Raw genomic sequence first — 18,700 nt, 5'->3', positions numbered from 1 at the left:
TTACGGCCCCTGATATGCGACGCAGCGTCGTCTATCTCTGATTCGCTACGGTGGAAGTGTCTACGTCATCTTCGTTATCAGCAGCCGATTTGTATCCATTACCTAGAACCATCGTCTTGCTGACATTGCTGCATCACCATCCGGTGGCTCGCTAGTACTTCCTTGCCCCACATTTCTTCTGAGACACGAGTGGCGCATCAGGTAGCGGATATAACAAAAAGCCTCCAGGTTCGAGGCTGCTTCTGATTGACTGCCATCCGACTGGTGTCACGTTGACGGCGTACAGGCAGTTCGTGTCTCCAAGTTTGTCCTTGCTGAGATCTACGGTGTACTTGGCAACTTGCCCGGGTTGCGTGGGTAGAAGGTACTTCGCGTACCACTCCTGATGCTTGTTGGTACCAACGTTTTCGGCCTCGACCACGTAGGCGTACTCACGTCCGGCCGCCGGTGCACACTTGATCGTGAAGACGGCATACGCCGTCGGGCCGAGGTTGTCACCGCCATAGGACAGGTCGACAGGGTCCCCATTGCAGACCGTGGTGTCTGGACCGCTCGGAGATGACGTGGTCGGCCCCGTCGGCGATGGTGCGCTGCTGGACGGCTTGCTCGCCGAGCTGTTGATGACCGCAGCGGTAATGGCTGCTACAGCCGCGATGAGCGCTGCACCGACGACGGCCGGCATCGCCAACTTCCGGCGTCGTGGCGTCGCAGGGACATTCGATTCGGTAGGCGCAGGCTGTGGATCTTCCGGTTCATCCGCCATCTTCGCTCCAGTCCGCGCGCCTGCCGATGCCGAGTAGGTCGGTAGTGCTTGTCGAGCTGTTACGAATCGACCGCACGTGCCAAACCTCAAGCTGCTCGCGCTGGTTGACTCGGGCGCTGTCCTGGTCGCGAAACGACCGGTTGAAAGCAATTGCCCCTGAAGCTGTGCAGGTCAGGAGTGCCGAAGGCGGCCCAGCCGATACCGGCGGCCCGGCTCGTCTCGAACTCTGCGAGGAGCACGCTCCGGTGGGCGGTGCCGGTCAGTTGGTGGCATCGCGCGGCCCGATGGCGGCGTTCGTGCACTCGCACGGACCGTCTCCGCTGCACCTGCACGGGCGTTTGCACCTCCTGATCACCGGCCGCAGTGGCGCCCGGAGATCATTTGAGCGCATTCACTCCAACGTGTTTGCAGTGTCATGTATCTGTCCGCGTCATTCCAAAAATGAGTAGCGGTGACACACGAAAGGGTGAACATTGCTGCCGCCATGTGGGTCCTGACCAGCGCTTAGTTACACACAATCACCGATTTGACCGCTCATCGTTCACTAAATACCGGTCGGCGCATTGCTCTCGCTCTAGCCCGATCTACTCATCGGTAGGCGTGCCGGTTCCGCCAAGATGATGTCAGCGTCACCCGGGGTAACCCAGGAGACGTGAAGACGCGGCTCCCAGCTGTCACTGGGAGCCGCGTAGTTGTCCGCGATACCTGATCCGACACGCAAATATCGAGAGAGGCTACGAACATGTCGACGTTACCGCCGCGGGGTGGCGACATGCCAGAGCGACGATCCCCCGATCGGCTCACATTCACACAAGATTCCAACGTGGTCGGCTTCAACGAGCTCTTCGAGGCTGTCGCCGAGCCGGCCGCAGAGGCTGCGCCGACGAGCGTGGTGCTCGGGCCGGCCTGCCGTCGGATGCGACTCGACGGACAGGCGCAGGTGGGAACGCCGCATCCGCTCTGGGAGCTGCTGAGGCAGGTGGTGTTCGGCGACGCTAAGCACACCTGGCGCTCTGCTCTCCTGCTGACGGTGCTCGGAGCCGTGATCTGCGGCATCCTGCTTGCTGGGTCGGTGGCACTTGCCGCCGCTGGCGCCGCGCTGGTGGGCTTGGTGGGACTGTTGCGGCTGAGCCGCTGGCAGGCCAACCGGGTGCGTCTCGGCTGATAGCCGGGGCGTAAGAAGGTGGGCAGGGTCCGGGGCTGAAAAAGGCAGCCCCGGACCCTGCCCGGCTCGCGTTCCCCTGCACTGAATATTCAAGCGAATATTCGCCCGTTTGGACACCGCCGACGGCGTAGCGGCAATGCTCAGATGGGTGCGTTCGTTGTGCCGCTGTGTGAAACCACCTGCTAGTCGGCCTGCCCGGCCTCGGCCAAGACGCGGAAGTCGGTCTCGCTTCGTGCTACAAGGGCAGAGACCACCGCTCGTCGATGCCTGGGAGAGTCACGACCTGACCGCCTTCGGGCGAAACCATGATCGTGAAGTCCTCGGGACGGGGTTGATCCAGACGGGTCCACAGCTCATGCGTGGTCTCCAGCTCGTTCCAGAGGCGACGGTCTCCCCCCTGGGTGACTTCGCGTTCGCCGCCGCTAGCGTCCACGGCGATGCGCGCCCATGACTCGCTGCGCGGATCGGTCAGGCAGAAGTACAGCGGCTCGCCCTTGCTCCTGATCCGGCCGGCTCGCACTCCGGGCATCGACAACTGCGCCAGGAAGGCGAAGTCCCACTTGCGGAGGGCGGCTGGGCCGAGACCGGTACTCCGGTGCGGGCCCGGAGCGCTCACAGCTCGAGACGCCAAGCCCGGCAGTTCGTCAGCAAGGGCCTCCTCGCTGCGCAATGGCATGAAGTTCACTCGTTCCGGCAGGAAGCGACCGCGTGCGGACCCATCCTTATTCACGGTGAGGCGGGCGAGGTTGCCCGCGAAGTTGCCGCGCAGGTCGGCCAGGATCGTGCCCCCGGGCCGCACCTGCCCAAGCCAGGCCGGCGGCACTTGCCGCAGCGATGCGGTGGCGATGATCCGATCGTAGGGCCCGCCTGCCGGATACCCGAGGTAGCCGTCCGCGACCGCGAGCGTCGGGCACAGACCGAGGTGATCCAGCCGTTCCTGCGCTTCGGCCACGCACCGCGGATCGATGTCTACAGAGGTGACGGCCGCCGACCCGAGCCGATGGGAAAGCAGTCCAGCCGTCCAGCCTGTCCCGGTGCCAATCTCCAGCACGGCGTCCCCTTCGGTCGCCTGGCTGGCCTCCAGCATGATCGCCACCACTGACGGTGCCGAACACGATGTCGTGGCCATCTCGCGCTCGTCGAAGATAGTGAGGAGTGCCTCATCCTGGTAGACCGCGCGCAGCCACTCCTCCCGTCTGGGGCCGTCGGCGACGTCGAGGGCATGACCGCCCAAGTTGTCCGGCAGGGTGAAGCGTGGCGCGAACAGAGGGCGAGGAACGTCCTCGAACGCGGTCCTCCACGCCTGTTCAGTCAGCTTTCCGGCGGTCGCCAGACGCTCGATGAGCGTGTGGTTGAGGTCAGCGGACAGCTGACTAAGCCTTCTGTCCTGCTCGGTCGCGTCGGTCACTGATCTTCTCCTGTGAGTAGGGCGGCGATCGCCTCCGCAATGGGGAGGGCCGTCGCGTCCACTATCCAGCCCCATTGCCCGCTGGGGTTCAAGTCGACGAAGTAGTGCGTGTCGTCGGCGGTGACGACGAAGTCAGCCGCGGCGAAGGTCAGCCCGAGCTGCTCGGTCATCGTCAGGAGCGCCGACTTAACGCCTTCGGGAAGGTCGACGGGTTCGTAGCGCAAGGCCTGGTAGTCCGCGCGCCAGTCGAGCAACTCGCCGGCGTCGTCGTCGACGAGGATGTTCGCGGCGAATACACGTCTGCCGACGACGGTGGCCCGCACGTCCCGGACCTTCGGGATGCGCTCCTGGAACTGGTGCGCCGTGAGTGCAACCCGGTCATCGGCCATGTCGGCGACCGTGACCGGTGTCGTGTACACGAGCGATACCCGCTCTCCATCGGAGACGGAGGCGCCCGAGAGTGTCTTGTAGACCACGGAGCCGCCCAGGCGTCCGCTGAGATCGGCAGCATCGCCCGGGACATTGGTGATAACGGTGCGCGGTACGGCCAGTCCGCACGCCGCAGCGGTGACCAGCTGGAGCGGCTTGTACTCCGCATCTGCTGCTTTGGATGGGTGGTTCACCCAGGTGCATCCCGGCAGGCTCATCAGGAGCCCACCAACCGCTCGACGGGCTTCGCGCGCGGCGAAGCGCTGTTCGGCGTCGTTCATCGACGGCGGAAAGGTGAACGCGGTCGGCCTGCGGACGTACACGCTGCGGATGTCGCGCAAGCCGACCGCGCCGTCGGGACTACGGATCTCACCGTGCCAGGAGCCATCGAACCAGACGCTCACGTTCAACGAGAGTGGGAAGTCGCCGGTATCGGCCCGGAATACCTGCGCGTTCCGGCGCTCCAGCTCCCGGACGACCAGGTCGGCTGACTTATCGCTCGGTTCCGTCAACACCAGCACGGTGTCCGCGACTTCGTCTGGTTCGAGATTCATGGCGTAAGCGCGTCCTTCGTCGGTGGGTCAGATGTCGTTGGCGACGTCGTAGCGGGTGTCGCCCTCGTCGTTGCCGTCGGTGGACTGCTCGGTCACGCTTTCGGTGGCCATCGTGGCACCGGTTCCGGTGCGCAGGACCACGACGTTGCGGGAGGCGGGGGCAATCCGCAGCGTCAGACCGAAGGGGGTGGCCTCCGTGTCCGAGACGGGCTTCGCCGTCGGAATGAAGCCCCGGCGGACGCCAAGCCCGAAACGCTCGTCTGCGTCGGTGAGTGACATACGGGTTGTCATTATCTGCTTCTCCATTTCCCTATCACCATGCCGTTTTCGGCTTTGGGTCTTGGACCAGGCCAGTCGGTCGGATCGTGACCGGCCGACCCATCTCGAGGGGAACTCCGGCGTCTGGAGCCGGGGCGAGAACCTGAAAAGGCGCGTCTGCCTGCCCCGGCGCGCCGATCGTGAGCACGGCCCGCAGAGTCCATAGCGGGTCTGCGCCGTATTGCCAGGAGACCACCGATGGGCGAAAGACGTCGGTGTCGGGGAAGGTCGGTGTTCGGTACGCGGTGGCGTGGTGCTCGTCGCGGATTATGAGGACGTCGGTGTACGTGAGCCACCGGCATGTGGCCGCGTACAGGTCCGGCGAATCCGGCCTACCGAAGAGGTAGAGCGTCCACTTTCGGCGGCGCAGCTCGGTGAGGAGGTCGTCGAGGGAGAGGCCTGTCACCATCGGCGTACTTCGCCCTTAGTTCCGGCGAGCGGGCATGGGCAGGCATTTCGGCTGGTGACGCGACCCGGACGCCGCTCTCGCGGCAAACCGCCGTATCGAGAGAAGATGGCGGTCATGATCTCTAGAAGCCCTCGCGCAGTCGGTAGGCGTGCCGAACAATCTCGCAGGGCCAGGCCGTCTCGCAGCACGCACAGGTACCCGTGGCCGGGTTCGGTTCGTGCAGCACGAACGTCAAGGTGATGAGGCTGTAGAGCTGCACGGGCTCTGGGATTCGCTCGGTCAGGGTGGCCGACAGTCGGTTCAGTCGTCGCTGCCAGGCGCAGGACACCTGCGGGTTATTACGCAGGTCGATCGTTCGTACGGCCATGGCGACCGCTCCGTCCATCTCGTCATCGATCTTGGACGGCAGCCGACACCGAGGGACTCGTCTGGCCATCGGGAGAAGAACGGCCAGTGACACCTCGGGGCGGGGCGCCCACCTCGGCGCCGGCTGCCGGTCTTGACCTTGGTCGACCGCACCACTGGGGCCCAGGGAAAAGATCGGGAAATTTGGCGCAAAAGAAACCCAATCAGTGGGGCTGACCTGCGGTAATGTGACCAGGCGGCACAGGCCGTATACGGAGGGGCGCGTATGGTCGCCAAGCGCGACGAACTGGCACGGACACGACGAGCAGCTGGCTACACGCAGGAACAGCTCGCCGAGGTGCTTGGGGTCGACGTCAAGACGATCGGCAACTGGGAGTCCGGCAAGACCGAGCCACTGCCGTATAAGCGCCCAAAGTTGGCCGCCGTCCTGCACGTCAGCGCGGCTCGGCTCGAGGAACTACTTCACGTGGATCCGGCGGTCGAAAGGTCCGGTGAACACGAGAGTCCCGACGCCGACGCGATTGGTCCCGCAAGCGGGCAGCGACGTCCCTTGCCAGCGACGCGCCTCCCTCATCATAGGCAACCGGATCGACAGGCCGACCTCGCCACCATCCAGGCCATGGCCACGGCCTTCCAGGTGGCAGATCGGAAGGTCGGCGGCGGTCAGATCTACCCGACGGTGGTCACGTACCTGCAAACCGAGATCAGCCCGCGGCTCTTCGACCCGGCCAGCGACATCCTCGGGGAGCGCTTATTCCAAGCGGCCGCTTCGCTGACCGAGATCGCTGGCTGGATGGCCCACGACAGCGGCTACGACCAGCATGCTCAGCGGCACTTCAGTCAGTCGTACCGGCTTGCGAGGGCGGCAGATCACCCGGCACTTCTGGCCAATATATCGGCCAGCATGAGCCATCTGGCCGGCCAGCTCCACCAGGCCAAGGCCGCCGTTCGGATCGCTCAGGTCGGCTTGGCCCACGCTGAACGCGGGCCCGGCCGCCAGCGGCTGACAGCTCGCCTCTACGCCATGACCGCTCGCGGCCTTGCCATGCAAGGTGACGCGGACGCCAGCCGCCAGGCGCTCGTCGACGCGGAGCGCGTTCTCGAACGTCTGCATGAAGACGGACCGGCGGAGTGGATCAGCCAGTTCGACGAAGCCGCACTCGCCAGCGAAGCAGCGCTTTGTTACGACACTCTGGGAGACCGACGGCAGGCAGAGCGCCAGGCCCGGCGTGTTCTTGAATTGCGCGTCGGTGATCGCGTTCGCAGCCGCGCCTTCGGGCAGCTGACCCTTGCTGAGGTACTCGTCGGCGGCGGCGAGATCGACGAGGCGGCTTCGCTCGGGCGCGAGGTGTGCGCGGCCCTCGGCTCACTCACCTCGGCCCGTGTCCGCAACCGACTGACCGACCTCAAGACTGTCTTGCAGCCGCACCGCTCAGCGCTCGAAGTACAGCTGTTCCTGGCAGAATGCACTCATGTCTTGCAACCTGCGACAGCTTCGGAAGCTGACACGGCGTGGCCGGTGTGACTGACGACGAGGCCGCCCGCTTCGCCTACCTCGCTGAAGGCAATGCCAAGCAGGCTCGGAAGCGAGTCGCCGCCGACGTCCTGATAACCGACCAGGCTGGCCGCGTCTTGCTGGTAGATCCCACCTATAAGGAGGGATGGGACATACCCGGCGGAATGGCTGAGGCCAACGAGCCGCCGCGGGTCGCCGCCGAGCGCGAGCTGCACGAGGAGCTTGGGTTGACGCTGACGATCGGGCGACTACTGCTGGTCGAGTGGGTACCGCCGCATGGGCCGTGGGACGACCAGCTGGTGTTCCTCTTTGACGGCGGCGTCATGGACGAGGCGGAGATCGCAGGCCTTCGCCTGGCCGACGACGAACTGGCCGGCATGCAGTTCGTGACGTTGGACGAAGCCGAGCCGTTGCTCAAGTCGCGGTTATGGGCGCAGTTGCGGAAAGGGCTCGACGCCCGCGCTTACGGCCGGTCCACCTACGTGGAGCTCGAGTCAGCCGGGGACGAGACTGCTGGGTAAGAACCGACAGTCAGTCTTGCGGCCAGAGCCGCTGGACGACCGCGGCCGCACTGGTCTGAAGGACTCTGGCGATCTGATGCAGCTCCACGACATCGAGACGTCGCTCGCCAGCCTCGTACTTGCTCACGAAAGACTGCTGCTCGTCGAGCAGCTTGGCGACCTGTACCTGCGTCAGCCCAGCTTCCAAGCGCAGTTCCCGCAGGAGCGCGCAGAGGCGCAGGTACTCCGCAGAGTAGATCGACTTGTCCACGGAGCCAGCCGACCGCGACGCTTGTCAATATCCCAAAATCGGATACTGTCGCTGCGGGTCGTACACACGGCGACCTCTCGTCGATCTTGTCATTGGAGGTGATGAGATGCGTAGCGCGAGCGGCGATGGCGGAGGCGGCGGCACCTGATCCGTGGCGGTAGCAAAGCGGCGCCCTCTCCGGAGCTCGTTGGAGGGGGCGCCGCCCTTGCAGTACTTCACACTTTTATTTGAATACCAATTCAAATAAACTAGTAGTAGATGAACCACTTGCTCGACCAGCTTTACAAGACCAAACTCCGGCTTGCCGGCCTCGTGACCGCCGTGATCGGTGTTGCTCTTCTCTTTCTGGCACAGCATGTCGAGGGTGTGCCGACGTTGAGCTGGCTGGTGGGGTGGCCGACCAAGGAGCTTGGCAGCACCTTTCTAGGCCTTGGCGTTTTCGGCTTAATTTTCGAGTACTACGCCCGCAAAGAAGCAGACGCGCGGGCGACCGAGAACTTTCGCAGAGCCCTACGTCAAGAAGCGCCTGCGCTTGTCGATGCTGTTCTAGACAGCTTCGCTGCCAGCCCTGATCGGCTCAAGAACATTGCCTCAGATGAGACCCTCGACCGGATCGCAGCGAACACGATCGGTCTGCGCGTTGACGATCCCGAGCTGGCGGCTGAGGCCTATGCGGATCTCCGCGAGCAAGTCATCCGTTCACCGGAGAGATGGCGGGACGTTGACATCGCGGTTTCGCTGAGTCCATGGGAAGTTGGCCCAGCTCAGGGGCGTGGATCGATGTTCGTCGCCACGGTTCGGTGGGAGTACAAGGTACGCCCGGTCAGTCCGACGATGCGCTTCGTCTGCTTGTCCGACGAGTCGGAGTACCGAGACCTGCGGCGCGATCCGACCGTTGCCGGGCGGTGGTACTTCGATACCTCGGTACCTCTCGACGCCGCCGACCCTGAAGTCTTCACGCTGGTTCGCCTGTCGGTCGACGGCAAAGACAGGAAAATCCGCCGTTCGACCAGGGAGGGCAGTCAACAGGCGACCGTGAGCCTCGGCCCGGAAGTAGTCGGCCGCGATGTGACCATCTCCTACACCTACCGTGTGCTGGTGCAACGCCACGGCCACCTGCTCTATCTCGACATCCCGCGGCCAACCAAGGGCGTTCACGTCAAGCTCGACTACGCCAACGCCGGCATTCGCCGTGTCAACGTCATCGACTACTTCGCCAGCCCGACTGCTTCTCGTGTGGAGACGTCGGCAGCATCGACACCAGTCAAGACGATCGACGTCAGCTTCGAGCGGTGGGTCTTCCCGCGGGCGGGCGTCGCGTTCGTCTGGGTCCTAGACGAGGAGCTCAAAACATCATAATAATCGAATAAATAGCCTAAGGTGGGGTGCTGTTCGAAGTAGATTGGTAGAGCCACGACAAGCCTCGGTTCATAACTGTTTTTGCATCTGCAGGTTCACGCAGGCGGACTGTTTGACTGCAAAAGTCAAGATGAGGCGACATTGCGTAATCACACGTTCATGCAAAAACCTGCTCCCTGTGGTATTATGTGTACGTTGTTAAGCGAGGCCAGTTATGAAATTTCCCGTCGTTCCCATTGAGTGTATCAACAACTTCTTCGGTAAGCTCCCGGATGTTGAGAAAGATCAGAAGATTACAGTTAAGCTCGTAAAAGAACATGTTGATTGTATCCACCGGAACGCCGTGAGTCTTACTGGGATGCTTGAACTGTTTGGGTTTATCAATAAAGATGCTACGCCCACTGAGGTATGGTGGCACTACCAAGAAGATCCTCAGGCAACCCTCCGGCCAATTATTGAAGAACGCTACGCATGCCTATACGAGCGGTATGATGATCCCTATCAGCAGTCGCCCAGGGCGATTTCAGAAGCGCTGACGAGTGTCACTAACCGAAGCGATCTCTGGGGCAAGCATGCGGCGCGCTGCTTCCGCGCGTTGTACGAAGTTGCAAATACAAAGGCTGTTTCTGTATCACCCGAGATCTATGAGAGCGTGGCTCCGAAGAGTGGTGTAACCATTTCGATTTATGGCCTACAGGGCACTGCTCTGATTGATCAGGATCTCGTAGGGGCGCTAAGCAAGTATCTCTAGAGAGCATCTTACAATCGAGTACGGCAAGGTTAGCCTTGCGTGAGCGGGCTCGCATCACTCGATCAGGTGTCGCCTATCGGAAGCTGTTGATCGCGTTGGCATCGGCGTGGAAGGCGTCCCCAGCAGTCAGCCAGCGAGTCGGTTCCGCATGGGTCCGCCTGCGGTAGGCATCGGCGGCGGGCCTGAACCACCAGCCGCCAGTGTCAAGCTTCTTGAAGCCTTCACCGACGCGGACCATGGCATCTCCGTAGACCATTAGATGCACGGTCGACGCCCGGATCTCCGCGGCCTCGCCGGGCACCAACTCCTTCGGATCATCCGTCTCGCCGAGTTCAGCCATCGCTCATCACCGTCGCGCCTGGGGTCGGCGCCGGTGTCGTCGAAGATGCCCTTGAGCTTGTGCTCGTGCGCCTGGTCCGCCTTGCTGTAGGCGCCGGCCGCATCGACCAAGCGGCGGGACAAATGCTGGCCGCCCTTAGTCAGGTTCTCGACGCCGAGCGCCCAACGGGTCGTGAATGACTCGTAGGAGTCAGCCAGCTTGGTGTGCCCGATGAACTTCCGGTCGCAGTCGATGTTCTCGACCTGTAGTTCGTCGAGGTCGCCGAGCAGGTCAGACAGGCCAAGCCCGGCGTTCTTCAGCGCCTCGACATCGACAGCAAAACCGTCTGGCATCGCACCCTCCCCGTGGATGACCAAGATCGGCGTCAACCCTACGGGGCAGGTCAGACACTGTCTGCGACACCTCTTAGCCGTCACCCGTTCGGACGCAGGCAGTCCGAGCAGTCGGGATCAGATCAGCGGTTCTCGATCTTGTTGCTGAGATTTGGCTGCCTGCTCCAGCTTCTTGTCGGATAACTCGAGAAGAACGGCGAGCAAGCTGCGTGCCACGGCTGGTGTCAACTCTGGTAGCCCGTGTGGCAAGATCACGCGAACACGGTTGCTTGACTGTCCGGCGACATCGGCCATCTGGACAGCTCAGCCCCTTTGATGCCTCTCCGGCAAGATCTCGAAGGAGTGAGTCCTCCGCCAGCTATCGGGTACCGCGGCCATGGCGACTCGTCGAGCAATGCTTGTGCTGGCGTTCTCACAGGACAGGCAACTGGCGCGCGTTGGCGGACGGCGTGGCGGCCAGGATTTCCCAGAGCGTTAAGGCAAAATACTGAGAGAACCTACTCCGGCATGTGGAGCAAGTCTCTTAGTTTTGAGAGATGGCGGGCATCGTGAACACTACCCAAGACGTCCTGGTGCAGATTGACTCACTGCTTGCGGAATACGACACGTTGGAGCAAGCGGGCAAGCTGGTTCGCCATAGTGCCGACGAAAACAGCGTTCGTCGGCTCGCGACCCGCATGCAGGCTGCTGTCCAGCGGCTCGCTCCGCGCGACAGTGTCTACGCACGAGAAGCGCACGGTATCCGACCTCTAAGCCCTCGACTGGAACTACCTAGACTGAATGATCTGCTTCTGGCTATGAAGGAAGATATTCAGGCAGGTTGGCTTACGACAGTTGTCGAGCTGGTTCACGCTGATACTCACAAGGACTACCTCGACATGGCCGAAGAGTTGCTGAAGAAAAAGTACAAGGATGCTGCGGCGGTTATTGCTGGCTCTTCCTTGGAGGTACACATACGCGCGCTTTGCATAAAGCACGGTGTACCGATATCTGTGGCTGGCAAGCCGAAGAAGGCTGACACGATGAACGCTGACCTGAAGAAGGCGCTAGTCTATGGTGGCCTTGAGCAGAAGCAGATCACGTCATGGCTCGCTTTGCGGAACTCGGCAGCACATGGGCAATACAGCGACTATGTCGAGAGCGACGTCCGTCAGCTGATCGATGGAATACAGGCGTTTGCGATCAAATATCCAGCGTGACATCCAGACGAGACAGTTGAACACCGGAGTGGTTCCGCTTATTGAGGAGTTCCGACTTCCCCATGGTCGGGAGCGACGTAGCATAACTTGATCTTTGATGATGCGGGAAGTTGGCATCCTGGATGCTCATCTCGGCATTCACAAACAGCGTTGCTGACTTGCTCTTCGGCCGGAGTGCGTCATGCTGCACAGCAGCTACCAATGGCGACCAGTGCGAACAAGCTGGCCAACCAGAGCACCCAGTTGGTCGTCATTGTCACGTAGATGACCGCTTGTGCGAGGGCGCTCGCCAAGAAGGCCATGGAAAGCGCGACCCACACTGCCTGTCTGACGCTGAGTTGTACTTCTCGTTGCCGCATGGACTCACCTCCGACAGCACTACATCGCTGTACGACCGAGTTGGGTTACACAAGGGCAAGGCTTGTAGGGTCAATGAGGCTGCCCAAGCAAGTCGAGCGGTCCCTCGCTCACTGTCTTGCTAGCCTACTGGCATGCGCCTGCTTGCCGTTGAGATCGACAACTGGAAAAGCTTCGACCATACCGGCCGGGTCAATATTGAGCAGATAAACCTCCTGGTCGGCCGAAACAACAGTGGCAAGTCAGCCTTCATTCGGGCTGTACACCAGCTTCAGGATGGGTTGCCGGCAACGTTGCGTGACCTGCGTCTTCAAGCAACTGGTGCGGTAGTAGGGTGCCACGTTGGCAGCCGTGATATTCAATCAGAAATTGAGAAGTACTTCCGGATCTCGTATGATGAGAAGTACTTCCGGAACCCGTATGATATTGTCGACGGGCACACGCAGGTAGTTTTTCGATTTACACCAGCGGGCAATAGGTTAACCTTCGAAACGCCCAGCATGAAGGTGGGCGAAAATCGGTATTCTCTCAGTGGCAAGATTTCTGCAGGCGAGCCCAATAACTTCTTGTATACTTACTTTTCAAAGCGAAAAGTAGTAGGGTTCTCGCCTTCCGTGGACATCAATCGTGCTCGAAGAGTCAGCGGCGACTTGAGCAATCTCGTTGCGAAGATCGATCGCCTGGCGAATCCGGGCTACACACGTTCTCAAACCTACTTCGACTTATGTGACGCAGTACTAGGGTTTCGCGTCACAGCGTATCAGTCCGAAGAGGGCAAGGAAGCGGGTCTGCAAATTGGTGACTACGACACCATCCCCTTAGAAGCCATGGGTGAAGGTGTCAGCAGCCTGCTCGGCCTGATCGTTGACCTCTGCATGGCTGAGGGCAAAGTCTTTCTCATTGAAGAGCCTGAGAATGACATTCACCCAGAGGGGCTCAAAAAGCTACTCAATGTCATCGTGGACAAGTCTGAGACTAATCAGTTCATTATCTCCACGCACTCCAATGTCGTGGTCAAGCACTTGGGTGCCGCACCGAACAGTCAAATCTTGTCAGTGCGACTAGCCGACTACAAGCAGGACGCGATACCAACCTCGACCATCACGCCGATCGAGAACACGCCGGAGGCGCGCATTGCCGTGCTTCGCGAACTGGGTTACGAGCTGTTCGACTTCGATCTAGCTGACGGTTGGCTGTTGCTTGAAGAGTCGTCGGCGCAGGCCATCATCCGCAACTACCTCATTCCGTGGTTTGTGCCCCGACTGGCACGTATCCAGCTGGTTTCAGCGAATGGCGTCGGCAAAGTTGAACCAGCCTTTGAGGACTTCCGTCGACTGTTCCTGTATGCCCACCTCGAAAAACATTACGAAGGCCGAGCCTGGGTTGTCGTTGACGGCGACGACCTGGGGAAAAAGACAGTTCAATCACTCCGTGCTGCGTACAAGTCATGGCCAGAAGACCACTTCCAAACCTGGAGCAAACAAGACTTCGAACGTTTCTATCCAGCACGCTTCGCTCCAGAGGTGCAGCGTATCCTTGTCTTGTCTCATCGTGAGAAGCGCGAGCCAAAGCGCCGACTGCTTGAACAGGTCAAGACCTGGTGCGAGGTAAATGCTGATGAGGCAAAGCGCGAGTTTGAGGAGTCTGCTGCCGAGGTTGTCGACTTCTTGAGAAGGATTGATATGAAGCTTTTCGACGGCTAGTCACTTTTCTGCAAGATGTCCGCTTCGTCCGATTCGAGCAAACCTTAGCCGTACGAAGCAAATAATAGCTCGTTCGAGTGAATGACCGGGGATGCGTTAACAGCGGAGCACCTTTTTCGGACCTTGAGGGGCAGAAGATCGCTAGACCGTTGATGAAAGGCAACGGGAAATCTTACTAGCTAGTCGGCTTCTCCCGAAAGGTGTAGCACCGTGCGAAGACATACGACGGTCGCGGCAGCGGCCATGCTCCTGGTGCTGGGCATCACCCAGCCGGCGTCCGCAGACGCCGCCGCCGTGACCCCGGCCGAGACGGCTCATGCGCTTGCCGCGGTTCCCGGGATTCTCGCCAGCTCGGACACAGTCTCGGCAACGGCGGACGCGGACTCCGCGGCTACCACGACTGTGGCGGGAACAACCGTCGATGCCCCGCGTGACGCCAGCGATGGCGTGGGGCTCCAAGCGGCGGGAGGTGGTCCGGCAGTGAAGATCGAGCTGCCGAACGCCGACGCCGCAGGCAACGGCACGCAGGTTGCTCCAGGAACCGTCGCCTATCCCTCCAGCGATGGAGCCGCCAACGCCGTGCAGGCCACGGAAGACGGCGGGGCCCGGATGCTGACCGTGATCGACAGTGCCAGGGCGCCCGAACAGTTCCCCTACAAGGTGGATATTCCGGGTGGCGGACACATCGAGCTGGCCGATGGCGGCACGGCTATGGTCGTCGACGGGAGTGAGGGCCTAGTGCTCGCGGTGCAAGCACCGTGGGCCAAGGATGCCAACGGCGTCGCTGTCCCGACCCAGTTCAGCGTCAGTCCGGACGGCCAGCAGTTGATCCAGACCGTCAGCCACCGGAGCGCCAACGTCACGTACCCGGTCACGGCCGATCCGTCGTTCTGGCGTGGGCTCGGCAACTACCTGGGCTGCATCATCGGCGTCGGCGTGCCGATCGGTGCGGCGTTCGTGATCGCGGCGTTGCCGCAGTCATGGCCGTTCGTGATCAGCTGGGCCTACCAGCAGTCGGCTCAGGGTGGTCGCGCGATGATCACTTACGTCAACTGGGTTCACGACCGCTGTCGGGCGTTCTTCCGCGGCTAGAGCACACAGACCCGCTTGCGCTGGTCCCGTTGGCGGAACGTCGGCGGACCAGCGCAAGCGGAATTAGGGGCTTGGCGGGGCGAGGGGTCCCGGCGCGGGGCGCATGAAGGGGTGTGGCGGTCCGTAGGAAGAACTCTGCTTCACGGAAGCTTCCTTGCTCGATCTCGTGGTTGCGGCCAGTGCGCTGCCTGAAACTAACTTTTCGCCGCCTTGATGAGCGATTGCCACAATGTTCAACGTGGACGACGACTACGAAGCCAAGCTTACGGCCAAACTGAAGTCTAACTCAGATTGACGTCTCATCTGAGCGGTAAGTACTGATAGATACTTCCTCCCGTTCGGCAGTGGTATGCGATTTCCCGCAGGTCCAGCTTGCAGTGAGATATTCACTTAGGAGTCCCAGGCAATTCACGCGGTATGATCGAGTGATGGGACGAGCTGAGCGAATCATCCGCAAACGGATCGAGCTTGAGCGGCAGGCGCGGCCGACGCGACCTGCTTCGAGTCGCATCTTTAAGTCAAACTACGAGACGCAGTCACCAATTATTCGAGCTGACATGGCTATCCGCGGGTTCGTCGCGTACATGGAAAGCAACGACTATCCGGGCGGGCAGATAATAGGTCGCCGTGCCGCCTGGCACGTCGGTAGTTTTATGCGTTACCACTATGAAACGACAAATGTTGGGAATATCTATATAACTGCCGATGGCGAATTTCTTCTTGTTGAAGCAAGCGGCAGCGTTTCTAAACCTGTAAGCTTTTCAAGGCTGTGCGCACTGATGGCCAATACGCCAAAGCATGAGTATGAATCGTTCAGTGCCGACAAGGTTATGCAAAACATCGAAAGGCTGGCAGCAGCCGCAGGATGACTGACCGTCTAGAGTTGCGTCAACGCGACGCATAACCACCCCCGCCGGTAATAATGAAACCGGGCGGCAACGGCTCGCGCCTCACGGTCATTCGCGGCGGTGCCGTTAGCCTCGATCACTTCCGGCCGCGGCTTCTGGAGGTGCAGCGTTCTCAGGCGGTAGCCCTGCCCTGTGCTTACCGGGTGGGGTATCCGCTTGCTGAGCACGCTGTACAGCGGCACGGAGACACGGTCCTCGAGTTGGCGGAGTGGGCGCCGGCCGTCGAGTACTTCGACCAGGCCACCTAGTACAAGGGCGGCCATCCGTCGTTCAAGCGGCGTGGCTGGCTCCAAGTCGGCCACTAGAGCGGGGCTGTCGGCCGGCAAGGCTGGGCCGAACGGCAGCTGGTTGACCGGTAGAGACGCGTACTCCTCTCGGTGAAGTTGTTGTGGTTGTTCTATAACAGTGTTCCTCTTACGTTTTACGTGGTGACCTCCCAGTGGTCGGGTGGAGTGAGGCCAGTAAGCAGTCGCCGCAGCGCGTCCGTGGCTTGCTGCGGTACGACGCCGTTGCCAAGGGCTTTAAGCTGCGCGCAGTACGGCAGGTCAAGGCCGGTCACGAAGCCGGCGGGAAGGCCCATGAGCCACTCGACGAAGGCGGGAGCAAGTCGGTCTTGGCCACGTGTCCCTCGCTCGGTGGGAGCCGGAGCTACACGGCCAGTGACGGCCTCCCAGCGCCGTATGGCGGGTTCGTACTGTCCCCAGTCGGGCGCAGCTTGCGGGTAGGTCGTGGCTAACTCGCTATGAGAGCTACGGCCACGTCGTTCAGACCGCGTCGGTGGTCGTACGCCCGGCTCACGGAGCCTCCGAAGCGGTCGCTGGCGGTTGGCGTCGGTAACAGCGGCCCAGGCGGGATGGTCTGGCAGGTAGGCCAGGATAAAGACCCGTTCGCGCCGGTGGGGAGCACCGGCGTCGGATGCGCGAAGGCTTGTCCAGCGTGCGTCATACCCGAGCGTGGCCAGGTCGCCAAGGACTCTGCTGAGTCCGCGCCGCCGGAGGGCGGCAACGTTCTCCAGGACGACGATGCCGGGTCGTAGTACGCGAACGCCCTGGGCGATGGTGAGCCACAGGCCACTACGCGACCCCTGCTTGATGCTTGATACCGGCCCCAAGGCCGGCATAGCTGATGTCTTGGCATGGGAAGCCCGCGGTAACGACGTCGACGGGCGGCAGGTCTTCCCAGGTGATGGTGGTCAAATCGCCGAGGTTCGGGGCGTTTGGGAGTCGGCTACTCAAGATGGTGCGGACATGCGGCTCGTTGTCAGCGCACCACACGACGGTGCCGCCGAGCGCGGCTTGCACGGCCTGGTCGAGACCGCCGTAGCCGGTGCAAAGCGAACCAATCCGAAGCTGGTCAGGTTTTCTCGTTGTTTGCATGAGGATTGTTCCTTTCTGAGGTTGTTGCTCGAAGTTGAAAAATTGGATCGAGGTGATATCGTCGGTGTGGGATGATCACAGGGTGCGGGCTGTAGGCGACTACGGCTGCTCGGGGAGGCGGCATGAGTCGGATCGATATCAATCGGCCGTTCGATGTTTTTGGCGAGTTTTGGGTTTCCGGGCAAGACGACAAGACCGCCCGCGGACGCATGTACCGTGATGAGAGCGGTATCCGCATCCAGTTATTCGATGACTTGCGCCCTGGCCCCAGTCACGTGCCGGTGCCGGGAAGCGAAAACTCAAGCTGGGAAGTTGTTGAGTCGCCGGATATCGACGTGCCTTTGACGATTCACGGTCGTCTCGGCGGCATGGTCGGGACGGTAACAGCATTTGAGTGTCTCACGATGCGCTCGTCGGTCGTCATGTTTGGAGGCGGCCCGCAGGAATATGTACTGATGCCGTTGAGTGTGCTTGTCGGCGGACATATTGGCGACCGCAGTCATACCTACACTGGCGTTCGAGTAAAGCTGCACCACCTTGATGAGTGGGCGACGCTACCCGGCTTCGCGTTTGAGTTCTCGCGCGACCCGGCGAAGATCAATATTTCGTACGATGAGCCGACCGTTGAGACGGTTGAGCTTGCAAGTGGCGCAACGCTGACGATCTCTCAGCACGTGACCTTCCCCGCCGTAACAACGTCTGGCGGTTCGATCAATCGGACGGTGCAGATCCGCATTGCACAGCTTGACAATCTGACGTGGCAGGAGATATCTCGCAGCATCCTTCGGCCACTTGAGAGTCTTCTGACGCTCTGTCTGGGCGTGCAGTGCAAGGTATCCGGTGTCGAACTGACGGACGACGGCCAACACTGGATGCAACTAACTGGTGGGTGGCTGAGTGCCGACCCCGTGGATGCGAAGGTCGAGAGACCCTTTGTGGCACTGCACGATATTGGGTTGTCGGCCGTCGCTGGCTGGCTCGACAAGGTCGAGCAGTTCGGCCCGTTGCCGCCCGTCGTGGCTCGCTTCTCGGCGAAGCAGCAAACTGTTCATCTAGAGACAGAACTCCTGGAGATGACGACTGCTGCTGAGGGGCTGCATGCTCGTCTCTTTCCTGAAGTAGTCCGTATGAATGCCGAAACGACGGAGCGTGTCCGAGACGCAATCATCGAGGCGGTGTCGGCAGAAGAGCAAAACGTGCGCGACATCATCCAGGGGGTCTGCTCGTTCTTGGATGCGCCCGGATATCCGATGCGCCTCAAGCAGCTTGCCGGATTAGTTGACGACTGCGCTCCTGAAATTACCGGAAAGACTAACCGATGGGCGCGCCACGTCACGGAGGCGCGTAACAGTTATGCGCACCGGACAAAAGGCTTTCTGAGCGAGGACGAAATTGATGTTCTCGCGACGGTGACAGAGTCACTTCGCTGGTTGCTTCGTTCAATCTTGCTACTTGAGGCCGGTGTAAGTAAGAAGCACCTTGCCGAGCGACTGGGGGAGAGTAGTGCGTACCTATTCTTCCGCAAGCGCGCAAAGGAAAGTCTGCCTAAGGTGTACGACGAGCAGGAAGACTCATTAAAATGAG

23 protein-coding genes are annotated in these 18,700 nt (G+C 61.1%); 10 read left to right on the top strand and 13 right to left on the bottom strand.

Annotated elements, in window-relative coordinates; translation table 11 throughout:
* Positions 1–151 precede the first annotated feature (151 nt).
* Positions 152–682, bottom strand: a complete 531-nt coding sequence (locus VA596_RS04345) for a hypothetical protein (protein ID WP_323323834.1) — start codon at positions 680–682, stop codon at positions 152–154.
* 904 nt (positions 683–1,586) lie between these two features.
* Between VA596_RS04345 and VA596_RS04340 the strand changes: the two genes are divergently transcribed.
* Positions 1,587–1,928, top strand: a complete 342-nt coding sequence (locus VA596_RS04340; RefSeq protein ID WP_323323832.1) for a hypothetical protein — start codon at positions 1,587–1,589, stop codon at positions 1,926–1,928.
* Positions 1,929–2,163: 235 nt separating this feature from the next.
* On the opposite strand, the gene VA596_RS04335 is transcribed toward VA596_RS04340, so the two are convergent.
* The 5 genes from VA596_RS04335 to VA596_RS04315 all read right to left on the bottom strand — a co-directional run bounded on the left by VA596_RS04335 (position 2,164) and on the right by VA596_RS04315 (position 5,413).
* Positions 2,164–3,336 (bottom strand): methyltransferase domain-containing protein, encoded by a 1,173-nt coding sequence (locus VA596_RS04335; RefSeq protein ID WP_323323830.1) that lies wholly within the window; start codon positions 3,334–3,336, stop codon positions 2,164–2,166.
* Positions 3,333–4,319 carry an ATP-grasp ribosomal peptide maturase gene (gene tgmB / locus VA596_RS04330; RefSeq protein ID WP_323323828.1) on the bottom strand — a complete coding sequence of 329 codons (987 nt, stop codon included), beginning with the start codon at positions 4,317–4,319 and terminating at the stop codon, positions 3,333–3,335. The genes VA596_RS04335 and tgmB overlap by 4 nt, the downstream gene beginning before the upstream one ends.
* A gap of 27 nt (positions 4,320–4,346) precedes the next feature.
* Positions 4,347–4,625: a hypothetical protein gene (locus tag VA596_RS04325; RefSeq protein ID WP_323323826.1), complete on the bottom strand. Its 279-nt coding sequence runs from the start codon at positions 4,623–4,625 to the stop codon at positions 4,347–4,349.
* A 7-nt stretch (positions 4,626–4,632) separates the two neighbouring features.
* Complete coding sequence (locus tag VA596_RS04320; protein ID WP_323323824.1) at positions 4,633–5,046, bottom strand: hypothetical protein; 414 nt, start codon at positions 5,044–5,046, stop codon at positions 4,633–4,635.
* 121 nt (positions 5,047–5,167) lie between these two features.
* Positions 5,168–5,413 carry a hypothetical protein gene (locus VA596_RS04315; protein WP_323323822.1) on the bottom strand — a complete coding sequence of 82 codons (246 nt, stop codon included), beginning with the start codon at positions 5,411–5,413 and terminating at the stop codon, positions 5,168–5,170.
* Positions 5,414–5,677: 264 nt separating this feature from the next.
* Here VA596_RS04315 and VA596_RS04310 point away from each other — a divergent pair, with 264 nt between their 5' ends.
* Together VA596_RS04310 and VA596_RS04305 are read left to right on the top strand one after the other, a co-directional pair.
* Positions 5,678–6,937, top strand: a complete 1,260-nt coding sequence (locus tag VA596_RS04310; protein WP_323323819.1) for a helix-turn-helix transcriptional regulator — start codon at positions 5,678–5,680, stop codon at positions 6,935–6,937.
* Positions 6,934–7,449: an NUDIX hydrolase gene (locus VA596_RS04305; protein WP_323323818.1), complete on the top strand. Its 516-nt coding sequence runs from the start codon at positions 6,934–6,936 to the stop codon at positions 7,447–7,449. The genes VA596_RS04310 and VA596_RS04305 overlap by 4 nt, the downstream gene beginning before the upstream one ends.
* 10 nt (positions 7,450–7,459) lie before the next feature.
* Here VA596_RS04305 and VA596_RS04300 read toward each other — a convergent pair whose 3' ends face one another.
* A complete protein-coding gene (locus VA596_RS04300) occupies positions 7,460–7,699 on the bottom strand; it encodes a helix-turn-helix domain-containing protein (protein WP_323323816.1) in 240 nt (79 codons plus the stop codon).
* A 258-nt stretch (positions 7,700–7,957) separates the two neighbouring features.
* Here VA596_RS04300 and VA596_RS04295 point away from each other — a divergent pair, with 258 nt between their 5' ends.
* Both VA596_RS04295 and VA596_RS04290 read left to right on the top strand, forming a co-directional pair.
* Complete coding sequence (locus VA596_RS04295; protein WP_323323814.1) at positions 7,958–9,058, top strand: hypothetical protein; 1,101 nt, start codon at positions 7,958–7,960, stop codon at positions 9,056–9,058.
* A gap of 214 nt (positions 9,059–9,272) precedes the next feature.
* Entirely contained in the window at positions 9,273–9,809 is a 537-nt protein-coding gene (locus VA596_RS04290) for a DUF5343 domain-containing protein (RefSeq protein ID WP_323323812.1), read from the top strand.
* A gap of 73 nt (positions 9,810–9,882) precedes the next feature.
* On the opposite strand, the gene VA596_RS50630 is transcribed toward VA596_RS04290, so the two are convergent.
* From VA596_RS50630 to VA596_RS04280, 3 genes are all read right to left on the bottom strand, one after another.
* The gene (locus tag VA596_RS50630) at positions 9,883–10,149 is read right to left on the bottom strand and encodes a putative T7SS-secreted protein (protein WP_410171839.1); all 267 of its coding nucleotides are present in this window, start codon (positions 10,147–10,149) and stop codon (positions 9,883–9,885) included.
* Complete coding sequence (locus VA596_RS04285) at positions 10,065–10,481, bottom strand: hypothetical protein (protein WP_323323810.1); 417 nt, start codon at positions 10,479–10,481, stop codon at positions 10,065–10,067. The genes VA596_RS50630 and VA596_RS04285 overlap by 85 nt, the downstream gene beginning before the upstream one ends.
* Before the next feature lie 117 nt (positions 10,482–10,598).
* Entirely contained in the window at positions 10,599–10,775 is a 177-nt protein-coding gene (locus VA596_RS04280) for a hypothetical protein (RefSeq protein ID WP_323323808.1), read from the bottom strand.
* Between the two features lie 242 nt (positions 10,776–11,017).
* On the opposite strand from VA596_RS04280, the gene VA596_RS04275 reads away from it, so the two are divergent.
* From VA596_RS04275 to VA596_RS04260, 4 genes are all read left to right on the top strand, one after another.
* A complete protein-coding gene (locus tag VA596_RS04275) occupies positions 11,018–11,680 on the top strand; it encodes a hypothetical protein (RefSeq protein ID WP_323323806.1) in 663 nt (220 codons plus the stop codon).
* A 491-nt stretch (positions 11,681–12,171) separates the two neighbouring features.
* Positions 12,172–13,740, top strand: a complete 1,569-nt coding sequence (locus VA596_RS04270) for an ATP-dependent nuclease (protein WP_323323804.1) — start codon at positions 12,172–12,174, stop codon at positions 13,738–13,740.
* Between the two features lie 480 nt (positions 13,741–14,220).
* Positions 14,221–14,832: a hypothetical protein gene (locus VA596_RS04265; protein WP_323323802.1), complete on the top strand. Its 612-nt coding sequence runs from the start codon at positions 14,221–14,223 to the stop codon at positions 14,830–14,832.
* 428 nt (positions 14,833–15,260) lie between these two features.
* Entirely contained in the window at positions 15,261–15,701 is a 441-nt protein-coding gene (locus tag VA596_RS04260; protein WP_323323800.1) for a hypothetical protein, read from the top strand.
* Between the two features lie 8 nt (positions 15,702–15,709).
* Here VA596_RS04260 and VA596_RS50625 read toward each other — a convergent pair whose 3' ends face one another.
* From VA596_RS50625 to VA596_RS50615, 3 genes are all read right to left on the bottom strand, one after another.
* Entirely contained in the window at positions 15,710–16,003 is a 294-nt protein-coding gene (locus VA596_RS50625) for an Rv3235 family protein (RefSeq protein WP_410171865.1), read from the bottom strand.
* 158 nt (positions 16,004–16,161) lie between these two features.
* Positions 16,162–16,860 (bottom strand): DNA cytosine methyltransferase, encoded by a 699-nt coding sequence (locus VA596_RS50620; protein ID WP_410171838.1) that lies wholly within the window; start codon positions 16,858–16,860, stop codon positions 16,162–16,164.
* Complete coding sequence (locus VA596_RS50615) at positions 16,814–17,116, bottom strand: DNA cytosine methyltransferase (RefSeq protein ID WP_410171837.1); 303 nt, start codon at positions 17,114–17,116, stop codon at positions 16,814–16,816. Before VA596_RS50615 ends, VA596_RS50620 begins: the two co-directional genes overlap by 47 nt.
* A 122-nt stretch (positions 17,117–17,238) precedes the next feature.
* Between VA596_RS50615 and VA596_RS04250 the strand changes: the two genes are divergently transcribed.
* On the top strand, positions 17,239–18,699 hold the full coding sequence (locus VA596_RS04250; protein ID WP_323323796.1) for an ApeA N-terminal domain 1-containing protein: 1,461 nt from the start codon (positions 17,239–17,241) through the stop codon (positions 18,697–18,699).
* Position 18,700: the final 1 nt, after the last annotated feature.

Source organism: Amycolatopsis heterodermiae, from assembly GCF_034929455.1.
Taxonomy (GTDB): domain Bacteria; phylum Actinomycetota; class Actinomycetes; order Mycobacteriales; family Pseudonocardiaceae; genus Amycolatopsis; species Amycolatopsis heterodermiae.
The sequence above is the reverse complement of the archived record's forward strand: the minus strand, read 5'-3'. Positions and strand labels throughout refer to the sequence as shown.

What these genes read in the sequence shown, in the direction of transcription:
- VA596_RS04315 (WP_323323822.1), bottom strand. Translation starts at nt 5,413, where the DNA reads ATGGCCGTACGAACGATCGACCTGCGTAATAACCCGCAGGTGTCCTGC.
- VA596_RS50625 (WP_410171865.1), bottom strand. Translation starts at nt 16,003, where the DNA reads ATGGCCGCCCTTGTACTAGGTGGCCTGGTCGAAGTACTCGACGGCCGG.
- VA596_RS04295 (WP_323323814.1), top strand. Translation starts at nt 7,958, where the DNA reads ATGAACCACTTGCTCGACCAGCTTTACAAGACCAAACTCCGGCTTGCC.
- VA596_RS04280 (WP_323323808.1), bottom strand. Translation starts at nt 10,775, where the DNA reads ATGGCCGATGTCGCCGGACAGTCAAGCAACCGTGTTCGCGTGATCTTG.
- VA596_RS04260 (WP_323323800.1), top strand. Translation starts at nt 15,261, where the DNA reads ATGGGACGAGCTGAGCGAATCATCCGCAAACGGATCGAGCTTGAGCGG.
- VA596_RS04325 (WP_323323826.1), bottom strand. Translation starts at nt 4,625, where the DNA reads ATGGAGAAGCAGATAATGACAACCCGTATGTCACTCACCGACGCAGAC.
- VA596_RS50630 (WP_410171839.1), bottom strand. Translation starts at nt 10,149, where the DNA reads ATGGCTGAACTCGGCGAGACGGATGATCCGAAGGAGTTGGTGCCCGGC.
- VA596_RS04285 (WP_323323810.1), bottom strand. Translation starts at nt 10,481, where the DNA reads ATGCCAGACGGTTTTGCTGTCGATGTCGAGGCGCTGAAGAACGCCGGG.
- VA596_RS04310 (WP_323323819.1), top strand. Translation starts at nt 5,678, where the DNA reads ATGGTCGCCAAGCGCGACGAACTGGCACGGACACGACGAGCAGCTGGC.
- VA596_RS50620 (WP_410171838.1), bottom strand. Translation starts at nt 16,860, where the DNA reads ATGCCGGCCTTGGGGCCGGTATCAAGCATCAAGCAGGGGTCGCGTAGT.
- VA596_RS04345 (WP_323323834.1), bottom strand. Translation starts at nt 682, where the DNA reads ATGCCGGCCGTCGTCGGTGCAGCGCTCATCGCGGCTGTAGCAGCCATT.
- VA596_RS04270 (WP_323323804.1), top strand. Translation starts at nt 12,172, where the DNA reads ATGCGCCTGCTTGCCGTTGAGATCGACAACTGGAAAAGCTTCGACCAT.
- tgmB (WP_323323828.1), bottom strand. Translation starts at nt 4,319, where the DNA reads ATGAATCTCGAACCAGACGAAGTCGCGGACACCGTGCTGGTGTTGACG.
- VA596_RS04290 (WP_323323812.1), top strand. Translation starts at nt 9,273, where the DNA reads ATGAAATTTCCCGTCGTTCCCATTGAGTGTATCAACAACTTCTTCGGT.
- VA596_RS04320 (WP_323323824.1), bottom strand. Translation starts at nt 5,046, where the DNA reads ATGGTGACAGGCCTCTCCCTCGACGACCTCCTCACCGAGCTGCGCCGC.
- VA596_RS04250 (WP_323323796.1), top strand. Translation starts at nt 17,239, where the DNA reads ATGAGTCGGATCGATATCAATCGGCCGTTCGATGTTTTTGGCGAGTTT.
- VA596_RS50615 (WP_410171837.1), bottom strand. Translation starts at nt 17,116, where the DNA reads ATGCAAACAACGAGAAAACCTGACCAGCTTCGGATTGGTTCGCTTTGC.
- VA596_RS04275 (WP_323323806.1), top strand. Translation starts at nt 11,018, where the DNA reads ATGGCGGGCATCGTGAACACTACCCAAGACGTCCTGGTGCAGATTGAC.